This is a genomic window from Synechococcus sp. A10-1-5-9, from assembly GCF_047716785.1.
GTDB lineage: Bacteria > Cyanobacteriota > Cyanobacteriia > PCC-6307 > Cyanobiaceae > Synechococcus_C.
In genome coordinates this window covers 1,898,614-1,913,968 of sequence record NZ_CP180406.1, presented here as the reverse complement: position 1 = coordinate 1,913,968, position 15,355 = coordinate 1,898,614, and the positions used below count along the sequence as shown (strand labels likewise).

Sequence of the window (15,355 nt, the reverse complement as noted above, 5' to 3'; positions counted from 1 at the left end):
CGACACCAGACGACTCAAGTGTGCTCCTCCAAGCGGTTGTCGAGATCCGCCACCTTGGCCCTTAAGCGATCAATCCGGTCTTGCAAAGAGTCGTCGGGAGCATCCTCTTCAGGCGAGGGGGCCTGGGATGACGGCGGAGCATTCTCGTTCTGCAAACGCTCGGCCTCAGCCTTCACCTCTTCCTGAAATAAGTCCCATTCCTGGCGGATTCGTTCAGGAGCATCCTGAACCGCAACAGCGACGCCAGCGGCGGCATCCGCCACTCCTTCTCCGACCCGTGCAACCAGTCGGTTGATGGTTGCTCGCAGCAAGGCATCAGGAGGAGTCATCACGATTAGCCGGTGTGCAAACTGTGGCAGATCGAAACGCTATCGGGGAGGTCGATCTAAGGACTGAGTGGGGCCACTGGTGGCGGAGGGAACGCCTGGACATCACTGGTCAACGGTTCCATGAAATCAGGTTCAGCGATGGGCTCCTCAGCGGCATCGATGTTGAGATCAGGGTTGAAGTCAGGAACGTCCAAAGGCGACTCCTCTTCCCTGTCGAAGAACGGTTGAAGATCTGGAGCCAAGGTCGTTTCAGCTGGCTGCTGGAGCTCCTGATCGAGCGCTGGACGTTCCAGGGCAGGGGCTGCAACAGGAGTCGCCGTCCAAGCGGGCTCAGCCAAAACGGGCTCGATCAGAGCAGTCTGCTGCTCGGCGTCCCGACGCTCAGCCTCGGCAGCGATCGCCTCAGCCTCCTCCATGGCCTGCTTGAGCTTGCGCTCTTCAGCTTCAACGGCTTCAAGCGCCGCGACATCTCCCATCAGCGCCTGGTCCTCACCGTGGCGACGCCTCAAAGCCTCGAGCGCCTCACCAGGAAAGGCCTGCTGGCTAAATACTTCCTGCTGGGGCTGCTGCAGGGCGGCTCGCATCAGAACAACGCGTTGGGTAATGCCATATCCCAAAGCAAAACAAGCCCCGGCTACCAAAGGACCAACCCAGAATCTCGGTCGCTTGGGGGGTTGCTGTTCAGAGGTGGAGGAAGCCATCACCGGAACTTATAAGGATCAACACCGCACCAGACGGTGGGTCCCATCCTCGCCCCTGATGGCAAGGGGCGCATCCATGCAGTGCACTCAAGTGGTGTAATCGGCGTTGATGCGCACATGAAGCAGAAAACCAGTCCACAACTGGGATTTGAGGAGCAGACCCCTTTGCACGACTTTTACACTTGGGACTGAGATCCCAGTGGTGACGGTCCCGTTGTGACTTTCTTTGCACCAAAACCCCAGTAATGGCGAGGTTCTCACGGGTGATGGACCGCGTGGACCTACAGGGTGGTCAGCGGAACAACGCGTACATCTACAGAGACCCTCAGAAGGGTGGGAAGTGGCACCTTTACTTCCTGAATCGGGAGACCAACAAAAACCATCGGTTCGTTCTGAAGCGATCTGACGGTGGATACCCCGATCCATCAGCAGCAGGAGAGAACGAAGCACTGGGTCTGGCACAGGAGCGATACATCGACCTCAGAACAAGAACCGACCGAGGGGAAGCGATCAAAGTCCTAACCCTGGGGGAGATGGTGCGACGGTTCCTGGAGAGAGAAGAGAGACGAATCAGCAACAGACCTCACGAGGGCATCACCCCTGCACGATTCCGACTGATCCGTAACCAGTGCTGTGGACAAGCAAGGCAGAAAACTCCCTCGTCCCACAACCCTGAATAACGAATACTCGACTATCAACCGGATGTGGAAGGAGGTGGCACTGACAGAGGGGTTCATCACCCGAGACCAGTCACATGAGATTCCATACGCGAAAAGTCCCAAGGATCAGTCGTGGTCCAGACAAGGGCAAGGAGAGCGATCGAACGCTCACCAGGAACTCTCTTTATGGCGTGAACAAGGGGAAAGGCACCAAACGGTCACCTCGCGCGAAGCAGCAGCAGGTGCATCGGCAGATGTTGTACCTGGCAATGAGGATCTCCATGGAGAGCGGGATCCGTATTGGTTCTCTACGAATAGTTAGGCAGGGACACATCAGCGGAAACAAAACCCTCAGCAAGGAAAACAAGCAGATCTGGTGTCTTGTGGAGGGAACGGCAGAAAACACCAAGACAGGACGTTGGTATCAGTTATCTACACCAATCGCACGACACCTGGAAAAACGAAGAAAACTGACTCACCCCAAGAGCAAACAAGACCTTCTCTTCAGGAATCAAAGCAATAGCAAGGCACTCAGTGATCGAATCTGGAGAGATGATCTTCAGGAAATGCTGGTTGAATCAGGACTAGCCACATGGGCGGGAGGAGATTCGTACGACCTGAGGAAAACAGACATCACATCAGACAAGAACCTGACCTGGCATTCCTTCAGGCACACCTGGGCTTCCTTTGAACTGGCAAGAGAGATTCCGGTCGAGATCGTGAGCAACAATTTCAGTACAAGCATCCAGCACGCGCAAGAGCGGCTGACACATACAACTGGCCGCGAGATTCGAACGTAAACGTTCAAAAGGGAAAATCACCAAAAAAGCTTCTTTTCTAGATCCACTCCAGCAAGTTTGTAGTCGTTACAAGTAATCATATGCACCATCAGCTCATGACCCCTTAGAGCAATGGGAGAAGCAGTAATCCAAGGCTAAACCTTTATACTTTTCTCAGATGCAGAAAAGATAGGTCCAAATACAGCAAAGTTACGGAGACTTTCAAGCCTATAAGAACAAAGAAAGGCTGTTCAAACGTTGACCTCGATTCCTCTTCTTAAGCAGCAAATAAACCGAGACATGACTACACTGAATGAACAACCTTGGATGAGACTTATCCCGCTGGACTGAATCACTAGTAAATTTTAATCGACCTTGGGTCATTGTTCATAGTCCAACCGAAGGCCGCGACTTCTTTACGGCACTCAACTTAGAGCCAAGAGCAGACCATGCAATAATCACCCGTATCCCCCCTCCGAGATCATGGGTGACTGGAAGACGTTTGCAAATAAAACGAAAGAACTCCTTAAGTCCAAAGATATCAATGCGGCAAAAGAAGAAATTGCAATAGGACTAGAGAAGTTCTCCCACCAACCTAATCTCCTCAACATTGCAACTGATGTTTACCGGGCATTAGATGATCACGAAACGTCTCTGAAGTATGCAAAACTTCTGATTATTCATCATCCAAAAAATTGGAATGGTTATGGACGTGCTGCACAGGACCTAGTTGAACTCAGTCGGTTTCCTGAGGCGCAGACAACAATCCAGACAGGCCTAGAGAAACTCCCTAATCAACTCAATCTCCTTAACATTGCAGCTGCTGTTTATCGGGCATCTGGCGATCGCGAGAAGTCTCTTGAGTATGCAGAACTGCTGACTACTCATTATCCTGACCACTGGAATGGATATGGTCGTTCAGCACAGGATCTAGTTGCACTGAAAAGGTTTAATGAAGCACAAGAGAAGATTCAGGCAGGGCTAGAGAAACTCCCTGATCAACTCAATCTCCTAAACATTGCAGCTGATGTTTATCGGGCATCTGGCGACCGCGAGAAGTCTCTTAAGTATGCAGAATTACTAATCCATCATCATCCAACCAAATGGCAAGGATATGCACGCATAGCAACAGATTTAATAGCGCTAAAGCGCTTTGAAGAAGCAAGCCGCAACATCGATCTTGGCATCAAAACAAACAATCACCCAAAATTAGCAACAATTAAAAGCAATTTGCAGAACGACATTAAAAATATAAATCTGCTTTGCGCCATGCCCAGAAACACTTATCCCAAAGAGAGCGATATTTCAAAGGATCCCAAGGAAAAGCATTCAGGCAAGAACGGCCGAGATACTTTTTGTTTTCTCATTCGCTGCACACACTACAAGGATCCACTAGCGCAACAATTGCGCGATGAAATTTCAAAATATGTCTCAAGTGTAAATGTATGGTTTGTGCATGATTCAGACGAGCAAGATAAGACAATTAATTTAATATCTGTTCGAAGGTTCCGGCAATCAGTGGGAATAGACTGGAGCATTATTGGACGCAAAGGATGGCTATTTGGCGACTTTTGCTATTACGCCGCTATTCACTCAGGTCTCAACTTTGATAAATATTACTTAATAGAAGATGATGTGCGCTTCACTGGAGATGCTCTGCCTCGTCTTTTGCTGGAAATAGAAAACGAAGAAATAGATTTTTTATGTGCTAAATACGGCAAAAGAAGCTTTCAATCATGGAATTGGTTACGAAAATACTCTTATTCACATCCCAGCGAAAATGCAGAGGTTGGATGTCTTTTTCCTTTTTCACGAGCGAGCAAGCAATTAATTGAATACTTATTCAACAAACGAATGGATGAATTTCAAAGATTTTACGAGACGCACCAGTTCACAAGCATTGAAGCAAATAAATACTTCTCGAATGACGAAGCATTTACAAGCAATGCAACTCACAACAGCAATCATTTTACAATTAGCAGCATACCCAAATCGTTAACTGATCGCTATTTTTCATTAAATACTATTTCTGATATTGGCGACATTAAAGGTGATCATATAATTCACAGGTATTGCCCCAATCAGAAGGTCTTTACCGCAAAAATAAAAAAGCTGTTTGACGGAAAACTCGTAATAGCAAAAAAGCAAGAAGACTTTAAAATTGAAGATTTTATTTACAATATATGTGTTCAATATGCCAAGCACGTCCCTTTAAGTTCAGACAATATACCACCCATTAGTGAAGTACTGAAGCTATTATACAGCAAACATAGTAATTCAAATTTTGACCTCCTGAGGATTCCAGATTTCCTAGAAATACTCTCAAGTTGCCCAAATATTGGACGCATCAAAACAGGCGAAAAACTTAATGACAGCGAATCTCTTATTTATAACATTCTCAATGCGACCATCCCCCCAAGAGTAGCATCAAACGCTTCAATAAAAAACCTCAATATATCTGCAATTAATAATTTATCTTTGCTTAAAATAATTAATCAAATACATTTGCCTTATAGCTTTGAAGACAAAAAATTACATTACATTGCCACAAATTCGTCGGCAGTGGATTCAGGTTTTCTATACATGAACCAACGGGCAGATGGTAAATTCCTCGTCACCAAGGAACTTGAAAAAATCAAACCCATAAATTTCAACCCTAAACATTTAATACTTGTTTTTAGCCAAGGAAGATGCGGAAGTACATTAATGTCAAATTTGTTAAGGCATTTTGATATCACTTCTATCTCAGAATGCGATGCATTAACTCAAGCGAAGGGGAATGAAACCGCGATTAAACGTATCATAGAATCATTTTATTCGTCTGCTGCGATTGGATCACCTAGAATTGCCTTTAAATTTAGAGCTGGCACTTGTGGTTACATTAAATCATATTTGAAAGTATATCCACATGCACAATTTATATTTATAAAGAGATCTCGTTTGGATTGGGCAAAATCATATTCTTCCAAGTTTAATTGGTCCGCTGAGCAAATGTCGAAAACTTATCTCAACACATTTAGGTGCTCTGAAGTGCTTGCTAAATCAAATTCAAATGTGCTCTTTCTTGATTATGATAGCAATAGTAAATGGCCCAATCAATTGCTAAGCTGCAAAGGCATAATGACCAATCTAGAGTCATATCTTAGCACAAAAAGTAAATTATTGGAAGAGTTTGGCAAGGATTCTCAGACTGGATTTATTGATAATACCAAAAAATCCTTTGATGAATCTGAGGTTATGAAGTTTATGTCAATGAAATTGCCTTCCTATAACTGGTAAATAGTAATCCTCAACTACGCAGGTCTTATCTCCGCTACTTCATAAAAGTAATCAGCTCTGCAGTTTAATGCCAACCGTAAAAATTATTACGTAATGACCTAAGTCAATGCTCCCCTCAACTTTCTACTTAAATCTCTTCTTGTATATCCTCTCTTTTCTTGAATTCGCTCAGCATATCGACCTCAACTTTAATCAAGCGAATTGCAATAGTTACCTGACTGCCTCACTGCGATTGGCCGAGAATTGTTTATAGTAATTGATCATTTTAACCATTTATCTTTTTGTAGATCACCTGAACTGACAGGAAAAGGGATCTGACTTTTGAAAAGTGGCTGATTTCTGTTCCAATAAACAGATTGATATTTCTAGGGTCTGGGTTATCCATTATATTTATAGAGATGAGTTAGATGGAGACATCGCTATTGATTTTCTCTGGAACAATAGATCGCAGTCATGGTCATTCAAAACTAGGGCAAGAATTGATGGTGTCTGTAGTAGGAGTACTCCTTGAAGTGATAAAACACATGGTCGTCCCAGATCCATGGTTTGATAACCACACCCATGTTCTCCTACCCCCTGTAGTGGGCTTGAAGAGTTGCTGGCCCCTTCGAGAGACCATCTGATATGTCAGATTGTCCAGGTACCAGAGGCGGTTCCGATCAAGACCCTGAGCAACGACTTTAGTACGAGCATCCAATACATACAAAAGCGCCACTTCCACTACGACGCAATAAGAGCGACTGATGCATTTAAGACTGGTCGAAGATAATGCATTGGTGAAACTGAGCCAACTAGTTAAAAGACTCACATTCATTTATAAAATATGTCAAAGCAAACCCTAGAACCGCCCCAAACAAACTTACTATTTCAATGCCTAGATATCGTGATCACACTGCAATGCCGATCATCTTTGAGAGGAGATACCAATACTCCTCTGAAGGATGATGAGGGTCAGGAGCAGGCATATGAAATTTTTCGTTAGTAAAAAGACCTAATTCATCTTCAAAATAGGTCGAAGGTGGCTGAGGAAAACCGTTCAACCCATATTCTTTACCTAAAACATCAAGCAGGAAAATTTGCTCTTGCAAGTGATAAACGCCCAGCAAACCATTTAAGGCACGATGGTCACGCCGAGGGGGGATCACAGGGGGGAGCAAAATCACTTCGCTAGAATCACATCCTCGCTTGATAATTTCAAATAATTTTACATCTTGCGATTTAACATTTTTGTAAATCTCGAAGTAAATACTTTTCGTGATGAATTGATTCTTCTTTTTTAACAGGGAGTGAAGCCTTTTATCTGCTTTGACAAAGTCATAGCATAATGTTTTATTTTTTACCTTGAAGAAATGAGGACTTCCATCGCTACAGCCTGCGAACCCCCCCGATCTCCCCCTAAATAACACCTTTCCAAAAATACCTGAAGTCAAAAAGAGAGGATTCAAAAGAAGTATCTTGGAATATATTTTGAGGTCAATTGCATTTAAGTTTAATTCCTCAGAGATAAACCAATTAAATTTTCTCCCCGACCTATCGATACCTTGCTGGAGCTTGATGACTCCATTATCAATCTCCTTAAATAATTCGCCAGTGCTAAACGATGCACCATGAATTCCCGCGACGTGTACAGTTTCATTAAAGGATGCCATATTGGCACACAGCATGCTCTTGAAACCTGCCGTATGCGAAGGTCCAATGACAAGGATTGTCATTTCTGAAATGCCTCCACAAGAGCTTCCTCACATTGAATCTCTTCAAACGTTTTCTGTTTTTGAATTGCCAGAGCAGATTCAAGCTCACTGTCACGAATAGCCGGGTGCTCGGCAAAGAAATGTCTCATCACGATCTCAACAGTTTCTTCCCGAATAGATCTTAGATTATCTGAAAATGCAATTGAATGCATTCTAGGGTTTGTAACTATCTCATAAGAAGGGAAATAATCAATATGCTTCTGCATTGATGATAATTGACCGGCAACGCTTCTAAGTGTCGATTTGGAATATATTGTTGATGTCAGAATATGATTTCCACTAGCAGTGGCAGTTAAAGGCACTGGAGATACCGTCAAAAGACATTTAAATGGCTTACCGCCCCTAATCCTCTTTAAAACAGCCTGGAACATATTGAACTCCTTAAGTATTGATAAATACTGGGCATTCTTAAATTCATAAAGGGTTTCATCAAACTCTCCCACCAATGTACCGGGTGCAGTTGGGTAAACAGTGCCAGACTCCTTGTGCACCCACATCTCAGTAAGTCCAAGCGTAAAAATAAAGACATCAAGCCTTTCAAAAAGTTCTTTTACTCGAGAGATATGATATTGACGATGCTCAATAACCTCTTCAGGAGAACTATGACCCGAAGGTTCAACAGCAGGCCTAAGTGCATCAAAAAAGCGCTCATTTTTTTTCCAAATAAAGTTCTGAGGTTTGAAATCACCTGCCACTTCCTGGGCAAGTTGCAGTAACTGACGGACGGTATAGATATTTCCATATCTCGCAGAATACATTGAGAATCCAAACTTCTGATGCAAGTTCTCTGGCAATCCTGGCGGTGATGGTTCTACATCTAAGACGTTGTATCCATTCTTTTTGAGATGACGGGCAATATGTTGGGCAAAACAAGACCCAGCCGTGGCAATTTCTGCTTTGGGCGGGATTTGGAATTTTTTCTTGTAGATACCTTGTATCGAATATGGATTCTCTTGAGCAACTCCAGTCTTCCAGAATGCATTCTTGGGAAGATCTGAGTATGGATTCTTTCCCATAGGGTCGAGGAGGAGGAGTACGGCTTAAATTCATTAATTATACCTCAACTCCCTTTGGCATCTGGTTGTAAGGTCTAATCTGAACTTTTTGTCCAAACACCTCTTACGCCTCGCATACTTCTTCTGACGTTTCTTAAAAATCCATGCCTGGTTTTTGTCGCTAAAATGATGATATCAATCTATCCACCTCACTATAGTTGTCCTGAAATGATTCAAAGCATGTGATCAAGTCAACCAATATTCTTGGCCGGGATTGTCTGCATATAACACAAGCAATTATACTTTTGTAGAATTGTCTGACTCCTTATCCCAAAGAACAGATTGATCTTGCTTTGATCTAATCTAGAAATGCCTTTGGTAGTAACATCTCTATTCTAAATAGATTCCCAGATCTAAATTCTGATCATCCAAAACTAGAAGAGGCCAGGTGGCATTGATAAGAGTCATAATCCCTTCAATTTATAAAACACATGGTGGTGCCAGACCCATGGTATAATCACCAAACCTTTATTTCCCTCTGAGGTGATCCTGAGGAAGTTCATGGCCTTAAAAAAGCTTTTAGTAAATTAATCAGGTGATCCGAGTATACGAAGTGGTTCAGAGAGTCAGGTGAATTAGCCAAATAAAAATAGACGTAGAATGTCATGATCTTACATTCGTTAGCAATCGCAGAAGACCATCCATTATGCAAAAAACTTCTGAGCCAAATCCTAAGAAGAAAAATACATCATTGATAACAGGAATACCAGGTTGTCGATAGTAACTTCGGTGCCAAGATCTGAGAAGGCCCAAGCAGCTAAATTACCGCATAAATCTTTTGATTAGATTCTTCAAAGACCTGTTCGAAGTTAAAAATTAAGTCCATTCCAAGGATATGCAACTCTCGGCATGATCGAGCGGACATGATGCACATGCAAGATCAGACCGCAACACAGGGAAGCTAGTTGCCATATATTTGCCTCTTTCTCTCCGAGTAATCAAGGAAATTCATTAATTAAGGCATTCCGATTAAAAGATATCACGATTTAAAGTCATGCATGAAGCACATACATAGTTGACAAGACTAGACAACTACTCAATTCAAGTCAATTTTGAACACCAACTCGCCGAAAAGCTAACAGGTAAATTCCTCTCAAAAGCATTGGAATAGATGCACAGAGCTAAGGCTAATGCGAGATTATTGACACCTATTTTTTTTTAAAATCTAGCGCAATAATCCTAGACAAACAAGCTCACAGCTGTCTAAGCCAAACACGAAGGACCTTGCCTATCAGGCCTAAATCTATAATCATTTTCCCACGCAATCAAAACTGGCCAAGGGCTGATCTCTCTTCTCATTTTTCATAAAAAGAGGATTAGTACTGGCACGGAGCTTTAGAGAACGAACCGCTGGCTCAGACGCATACAGCCAATCAATGTCTGGGGTTTTCTCGAGAGGATGCAAAAATAGTGAGATTTACCTTTAATTATTCTCAACATCCTGTTTTTTGTTAAGTCAAAGGGCCGCCACGCCCACCTTTTGATCAATGATAAAAAGCAGATGCAAGTCAGTCCATCTACTACTTGTGACAAGGCCAAAGTGCAATCTAACGAAGTGAGGTCATAAGGGCCAACAGACCTCTTAGGGATATACACCTCAGGGGTCTGTTGTGACTTCTAAACCTACGAGTATGGGCGGCATACGTGAGATGTAAGTTTGCACCTCTTTTGAACCGGCGCATCAAATAATTCCAGTCTGACTGATATGCCTACGTTTCTGATTAAGTTGTGTAATCGGCGTTGATGCGCACATATTGATCCGATAAGTCACACCCCCAGGCCGTTCCTTCACCGGCCCCTGAACCAACGGCAAGCCGAATCTGAACCGAGTCCTCCACCAGGTAACGGCCATACGCCCGCTCACTGAGATAGGCGGATGCGGCGGCACGGTCAAACGCCAGAGGTTGGCCCGCCGCCATGAGCTGATGCGGCCCGATCCAAAGGGCGACGGCATCAGCATCGAACACCACTCCGGACCGGCCGGCTGCTGCAACAATCCGCCCCCAGTTGGGGTCGCGGCCATGAACGGCCGTCTTCACCAATGAGGAGCTGCAGATCGTGCGCGCAATCTTGAGTGCTCCGGCTTCGGTGGACGCTCCCTCCACCTGAACCTCGATCAGACAGGTGGCGCCTTCCCCATCCCGGGCAATCGCTCTGGCGAGATGCTGCGCCACCAGGGTCAGACCTTCCTCGAGCTTGGCGTGACACGACGGCGCCACGGGCTCTCCAGCGGCGAAGGCCAGCACAGTGTCATTGGTACTGGTGTCTCCGTCGACGGTGATGGCGTTGAAGGAGCGTTCAACCGCCCGCCGCACCATGGCTTGCCACTCCGGGGGAGGCACCGCCGCATCGCAACAAATGAACCCGAGCATGGTGGCCATGTCGGGATGGATCATGCCGGAACCTTTGGCCATGCCACCAATCCGCACCGAGCGGCCATCCAGCTCCGCTTCAAAAGCGATCTCTTTCTCCACTAGGTCCGTGGTGAGGATGGCTTTGGCAGCAGCAGCTCCACCCTCAGCATTCAACGCTTCCACTAAAGGGTCCAGACCACCCAGCAACACCTCCATCGGGATCGGCACACCGATCACCCCGGTGGAGCAGATCAGCACAGCCTCACCATTCAGACCCAGGCGGTCCGCCAGCGCCTGGGTGGCGCGCTGGCTGTCGATCAGACCCCGATCGCCCGTACAGGCATTGGCCTGGCCAGAATTGATCAGCACCGCCCTCGCCTGACCGCCCCCTTCACGCAGCCGGTCGTCGCAAAGATCCACACAGGCGGCACGCACCACCGATCGGGTGAAAGCCCCAGCGCAGGCAGCGCCTTCGGGGGCCAGCACCAAGGCGAGATCAGGCTTTGCAGAAGCCTTCAGTCCAGCAGTGATCCCTGAGGCCCTGAATCCCTTTGGCGCAGTAATTCCCCCTGCCACCGGCAACCAGTCGGATGAAACCCTTGGAGCGGCATCAACCACGGATCTACGCGAGACACTGAAGGCATCCTGCCGCCGCACCATGCCCAGCCAACGCCGCATTGGTCTCACCGGCGGCATTGCATCCGGCAAAAGCAGCGTGGGGCGCTGGTTGAGCGACCACGGCATCCCTGTGCTGGATGCCGATCGCTATGCCCGGGATGCTCTGGCCCCGGGCAGTGCAGGCTGCAGGGCTGTCCTGGAGCGTTACGGCACCGCTGTCGCCTCCAATGCGGCCCAAGCCGACAAGGTGGAGCTGAACCGACAGGCTCTCGCCGAGATCGTGTTCTCCGATTCGGTGGAACGTCGATGGCTGGAAGAACTGGTCCATCCCCTGGTCCGGCAGGTTTTCGACGCTGCCTTGCATGAGCTGGAGCGAACGCCGACGGTCGTGCTGATGATTCCTCTGCTCTATGAATCGGGGCTGGAAAACCTCTGCACAGAAGTGTGGGTTGTGTACTGCAGTCCGGAACAGCAACAGCAACGGCTGATCCAGAGGAACGGGCTGTCGGCTCAGCAGGCCGACCAACGCATAGAGGCGCAATGGCCCCTGGCGTGCAAATGCCTGCTGGCGGATCAGATCATCGACAACAGCGGCGAGCCGGATGCCTGGCAAGCCCAGGTTCTGGGCTTGCTGTGAGCAAAATCACACCACCTCGGGATCAAGGACACGGGCTGAAGAACGCGAGCTGAGGACAGTGCATGCATCACCGGGAGCGACAGCAACCTGGCCCTCCTCAAACGCTCAAACCCATGAAATTCGCCCAAGCCGCCATCGCCCTCAGCCTCACTGCCGCAGCAGGCCTCAGCGGCTTCACCGCGCTCACAGCCACTCCGGCTGAAGCCACCACACGCTGTACAGGCGGCACCCTGCTTGGCCGCTACGCCCTGAAATCCAATCTGAACAACAAGTACATCCGTGCCGGCATCGGATCCGATGCCGCGGTCGGTGCCACCAGCAGCCGCATCGGTGGCAACAAAAGCTGGGAAACCTTTGACATCTACGACCTCGGCAATCGCAATGGATTGAATGGTGGAACCTATGCGCTGCGCAGCACGCAGGACCCCAATCGCTGGGTAAGCATTGCCAGTAACAAGGCGCTCCAACTGAAGAGGGGCTGCACCACCAACAGACGCAACCACCTGTTCATGGCCAACAAAGTTGGTAACACCCTGCAGCTGCAATCGCTGTCCAACAGGCAGTGGGTCATTCAACGATCCAACAACATGCTGCAGGCCAATGCACCCACCGCTGGAGGCAATGTGCCCAAGGCATTGCAGTACCGAATGATCCGTGTAAGCGCTGGATCCGGATCCAACAGCACTCCGCCATCCAATCGGTAGCAGGTCAACCTCAATGGCTGGCTCAAAGGCAACAACCAAGGTGTCTATTCCGCTCAGCGCAGCGGCAACAACTTCCAAATGAAAGGCTTCCTCAATAGCAAACCCTTCAACCTGATCACCGGCACCATCCAGGGAAACATCATCAACGCTTCCTGGAAGAACTTCTGCAACAACAGCACCGGCAGCCTCAAGCTCCACATTGATCGCAATCGACTCGTCAAAGTTGGCGGCAACCCTGGCTTCAACACCTCCTGGACACCAACACAAAAGCCCGCATCCATTGGCAGCCGACCAGACTGCAACGATGCGCGCAACCTCAACGGAACCTGGCGTGGCAACAACGGCGGAACGTATGTGGTTCGCCAGACAGGATCAATCGTCTCCTGGAACGGCCGAGGAGGCAATTTCAAAAACATCTTCATCGGTCAGCGCCAAGGCAACACTGTGAGTGGCCTCTGGCAGGACACCGCCAGCAGTCAAACCCAGAATTCCGGTCGTCTCACGTTCAAGGTCGTCAACGGATCAAGGCTGGTCCGAGTTAGCCACACAGGCTCCCTCGGCAACAGCAACTGGACCCGCTGATCAACCCGGCCTGCTCACTTCATCCCGTATCCCAAGCAGCCCCCGCTCTGAGGGGGCTTTCTCATGGTGGAAAGCTCTCCCCGATCTCGTCCTTGATCCGGAGGCTCTGCCCCAGCACCAGAGACAACGTAAACAGGCAACGATGATGCCAATCTCCAACCCTTTCTCCTCATAGGGACCTTTCACCAAGAGCAGAAGCTTTGCTCTTGGTGAGCGGCACATGCTGATCCTCAATCCAGCAGTAGAAGCCAGCACTTATGCATGCTTCGAGCGCAGCACCGTTGAACAAGTCGCCATCAGTGAGATCGAAATCAGCACCCTCACTTCCCTATCAACATCGTCTTCCCAGCCAGCCGCTCAGTGGTGGAACCCCGTCAAAACTGATGGAATCAAGCCCCTTTGAGCTTCTGACTGAGAATCTGATTCGCCAACTTGGGATCGGCCTTGCCTCCGGTTTTCTTCATCAGCTGGCCAACGAAGAAGCCCTGCAGCTTGGTCTTGCCGCCGCGGAACGCCTCCACCTCATCGGGATGGGCCGCAAGTAACTCCTCCACGATGGTGGTGATCGCGGCGGGGTCACTGATCATTCCCAGACCGCGCCCATCCACGATCGCCTTGGGAGAGCCACCCTTCTCCAGCAGTTCGGGCAGGATCTCCTTGGCGATCTTGCCGCTGATCTTTCCACCATCGATCAGCTGCACCATTTCGGCGAGTTGTTCCGGACGGAAGGGAAGTTCGCTGAAGCGAAGACGGTTGCCGTTCACATAGGCAGCGATGTCGCCCGTGATCCAATTGGACGCAAGCTTGGCGTCGGCACCCGCCGCCACCACAGCCTCGAAGTAGTCGGCCATCGCCTTCTCATCGGTGAGCACCCGAGCGTCGTATTGGGACAGCCCAAGGGTTTCGGCATAGCGGTGGCGCTTGGCTGCCGGCAGCTCCGGCAACTCAGCCCGCCAGGACTCCCGCTGATCAGCACTGACCTCGATCGGCCCGAGATCCGGATCTGGGAAATAGCGGTAATCACTGGCCCCCTCCTTGCTGCGCATGCTCTTGGTGAGCTGCTTGCTCTCATCCCAGAGCCGCGTTTCTTGAACGATGGGCTCACCGGTTTCGTAGGCCTTGATCTGGCGCTGGATTTCGTACTCGCAGGCCTTCTGAATGGCCGAGAACGAATTCATGTTCTTGATCTCCACCTTGGTTCCAAAAGGCGCCTCCGGCCCCCGGCGCACGGAGATGTTCACGTCGCAACGCAGGGAGCCCTCCTGCATGTTGCCGTCGCTCACACCGAGATAACGCATGATCCGACGGATCTCCGAGGCGTACTCCGCCGCTTCACGGCCCGTGCGCAGATCCGGCTTGCTCACAATCTCCGCAAGCGCGACACCGGCGCGGTTGTAGTCCACCAACGAATGGGTGGAGCCAGCCAAACGATCACTGCCGGCATGCACAAGCTTGCCGGCGTCCTCCTCCATATGAAGCCGCTCGATCCCGATGGTTTTCAGGTAGGTGTCCTTGCCCTTCTCGGCCACCTCCACTTCGATCCAGCCTTCCTCTGCGATCGGTTCGTCGTACTGGGAGATCTGATAATTCTTGGGAAGGTCAGGGTAGAAATATTGTTTGCGGTCGAACTTGCTGTGCTCGGCAATGTTCAGATTGAGTGCCATCGCCGCCTTGACGGCGTACTCCAGCACCTTCTGATTGAGAACGGGAAGCGTTCCTGGCAGCCCGCACACCACAGGGTCGATGTGCGTGTTGGGGTCATCCCCGAACGCCGTGGATGCAGCCGTGAAAATTTTGCTGTTGGTGCCCAGCTGAACGTGGGTCTCGAGACCGATCACCGCTTCCCAGGCCTGGTCTGTTGCTGCAGGTGCCGCCATCCGCTGTGTGGAACGTTCAGAGCAGAGCAA

At 49.0% G+C, this 15,355-nt stretch carries 13 protein-coding genes; 7 read left to right on the top strand and 6 right to left on the bottom strand.

All coding sequences use genetic code 11. From position 1 onward, the window contains the following. Positions 1 to 14: 14 nt before the first annotated feature. Both ACLM45_RS10305 and ACLM45_RS10300 read right to left on the bottom strand, forming a co-directional pair. On the bottom strand, positions 15 to 329 hold the full coding sequence (locus ACLM45_RS10305; protein WP_006042883.1) for a hypothetical protein: 315 nt from the start codon (positions 327 to 329) through the stop codon (positions 15 to 17). 56 nt (positions 330 to 385) lie between these two features. Next, on the bottom strand, positions 386 to 1,030 hold the full coding sequence (locus ACLM45_RS10300) for a hypothetical protein (RefSeq protein WP_415409168.1): 645 nt from the start codon (positions 1,028 to 1,030) through the stop codon (positions 386 to 388). A gap of 245 nt (positions 1,031 to 1,275) precedes the next feature. Between ACLM45_RS10300 and ACLM45_RS10295 the strand changes: the two genes are divergently transcribed. The 3 genes from ACLM45_RS10295 to ACLM45_RS10285 all read left to right on the top strand — a co-directional run bounded on the left by ACLM45_RS10295 (position 1,276) and on the right by ACLM45_RS10285 (position 5,747). After that, positions 1,276 to 1,710: a hypothetical protein gene (locus ACLM45_RS10295; protein ID WP_415409166.1), complete on the top strand. Its 435-nt coding sequence runs from the start codon at positions 1,276 to 1,278 to the stop codon at positions 1,708 to 1,710. A 260-nt stretch (positions 1,711 to 1,970) separates the two neighbouring features. After that, on the top strand, positions 1,971 to 2,489 hold the full coding sequence (locus ACLM45_RS10290) for a hypothetical protein (RefSeq protein ID WP_415409165.1): 519 nt from the start codon (positions 1,971 to 1,973) through the stop codon (positions 2,487 to 2,489). Between the two features lie 462 nt (positions 2,490 to 2,951). After that, positions 2,952 to 5,747, top strand: coding sequence for a tetratricopeptide repeat protein (locus ACLM45_RS10285; protein ID WP_415409163.1), 2,796 nt, complete (start codon positions 2,952 to 2,954; stop codon positions 5,745 to 5,747). Between the two features lie 887 nt (positions 5,748 to 6,634). Here ACLM45_RS10285 and ACLM45_RS10280 read toward each other — a convergent pair. The 3 genes from ACLM45_RS10280 to argJ all read right to left on the bottom strand — a co-directional run bounded on the left by ACLM45_RS10280 (position 6,635) and on the right by argJ (position 11,567). Next, positions 6,635 to 7,459: a hypothetical protein gene (locus ACLM45_RS10280; RefSeq protein WP_415409162.1), complete on the bottom strand. Its 825-nt coding sequence runs from the start codon at positions 7,457 to 7,459 to the stop codon at positions 6,635 to 6,637. Beyond that, entirely contained in the window at positions 7,456 to 8,514 is a 1,059-nt protein-coding gene (locus ACLM45_RS10275) for a GSCFA domain-containing protein (protein WP_415409161.1), read from the bottom strand. Before ACLM45_RS10275 ends, ACLM45_RS10280 begins: the two co-directional genes overlap by 4 nt. Before the next feature lie 1,760 nt (positions 8,515 to 10,274). Beyond that, on the bottom strand, positions 10,275 to 11,567 hold the full coding sequence (argJ, locus tag ACLM45_RS10270; protein ID WP_415411413.1) for a bifunctional glutamate N-acetyltransferase/amino-acid acetyltransferase ArgJ: 1,293 nt from the start codon (positions 11,565 to 11,567) through the stop codon (positions 10,275 to 10,277). Between argJ and coaE the strand changes: the two genes are divergently transcribed. From coaE to ACLM45_RS10250, 4 genes are all read left to right on the top strand, one after another. Continuing rightward, positions 11,566 to 12,162, top strand: a complete 597-nt coding sequence (gene coaE, locus ACLM45_RS10265) for a dephospho-CoA kinase (protein ID WP_415409160.1) — start codon at positions 11,566 to 11,568, stop codon at positions 12,160 to 12,162. The genes argJ and coaE overlap by 2 nt on opposite strands. Before the next feature lie 113 nt (positions 12,163 to 12,275). Continuing rightward, entirely contained in the window at positions 12,276 to 12,866 is a 591-nt protein-coding gene (locus ACLM45_RS10260; RefSeq protein WP_415409158.1) for a fascin domain-containing protein, read from the top strand. 78 nt (positions 12,867 to 12,944) lie between these two features. Further along, positions 12,945 to 13,448, top strand: coding sequence for a hypothetical protein (locus ACLM45_RS10255; RefSeq protein WP_415409156.1), 504 nt, complete (start codon positions 12,945 to 12,947; stop codon positions 13,446 to 13,448). A 220-nt stretch (positions 13,449 to 13,668) separates the two neighbouring features. After that, a complete protein-coding gene (locus ACLM45_RS10250; RefSeq protein WP_415409154.1) occupies positions 13,669 to 13,851 on the top strand; it encodes a hypothetical protein in 183 nt (60 codons plus the stop codon). Here the strand turns inward: ACLM45_RS10250 and gatB are convergent. After that, entirely contained in the window at positions 13,838 to 15,325 is a 1,488-nt protein-coding gene (gene gatB, locus ACLM45_RS10245) for an Asp-tRNA(Asn)/Glu-tRNA(Gln) amidotransferase subunit GatB (RefSeq protein ID WP_415409153.1), read from the bottom strand. The genes ACLM45_RS10250 and gatB overlap by 14 nt on opposite strands. Between the last annotated feature and the right edge of the window lie 30 nt (positions 15,326 to 15,355).

Excerpts from the sequence above, each read along its gene's own strand:
- ACLM45_RS10305 (WP_006042883.1), bottom strand. The coding sequence starts at position 329 with ATGACTCCTCCTGATGCCTTGCTGCGAGCAACCATCAACCGACTGGTT.
- ACLM45_RS10300 (WP_415409168.1), bottom strand. The coding sequence starts at position 1,030 with ATGGCTTCCTCCACCTCTGAACAGCAACCCCCCAAGCGACCGAGATTC.
- ACLM45_RS10295 (WP_415409166.1), top strand. The coding sequence starts at position 1,276 with ATGGCGAGGTTCTCACGGGTGATGGACCGCGTGGACCTACAGGGTGGT.
- ACLM45_RS10290 (WP_415409165.1), top strand. The coding sequence starts at position 1,971 with ATGGAGAGCGGGATCCGTATTGGTTCTCTACGAATAGTTAGGCAGGGA.
- ACLM45_RS10285 (WP_415409163.1), top strand. The coding sequence starts at position 2,952 with ATGGGTGACTGGAAGACGTTTGCAAATAAAACGAAAGAACTCCTTAAG.
- ACLM45_RS10280 (WP_415409162.1), bottom strand. The coding sequence starts at position 7,459 with ATGACAATCCTTGTCATTGGACCTTCGCATACGGCAGGTTTCAAGAGC.
- ACLM45_RS10275 (WP_415409161.1), bottom strand. The coding sequence starts at position 8,514 with ATGGGAAAGAATCCATACTCAGATCTTCCCAAGAATGCATTCTGGAAG.
- coaE (WP_415409160.1), top strand. The coding sequence starts at position 11,566 with ATGCCCAGCCAACGCCGCATTGGTCTCACCGGCGGCATTGCATCCGGC.
- argJ (WP_415411413.1), bottom strand. The coding sequence starts at position 11,567 with ATGGTGCGGCGGCAGGATGCCTTCAGTGTCTCGCGTAGATCCGTGGTT.
- ACLM45_RS10260 (WP_415409158.1), top strand. The coding sequence starts at position 12,276 with ATGAAATTCGCCCAAGCCGCCATCGCCCTCAGCCTCACTGCCGCAGCA.
- ACLM45_RS10255 (WP_415409156.1), top strand. The coding sequence starts at position 12,945 with ATGAAAGGCTTCCTCAATAGCAAACCCTTCAACCTGATCACCGGCACC.
- ACLM45_RS10250 (WP_415409154.1), top strand. The coding sequence starts at position 13,669 with ATGCTGATCCTCAATCCAGCAGTAGAAGCCAGCACTTATGCATGCTTC.
- gatB (WP_415409153.1), bottom strand. The coding sequence starts at position 15,325 with ATGGCGGCACCTGCAGCAACAGACCAGGCCTGGGAAGCGGTGATCGGT.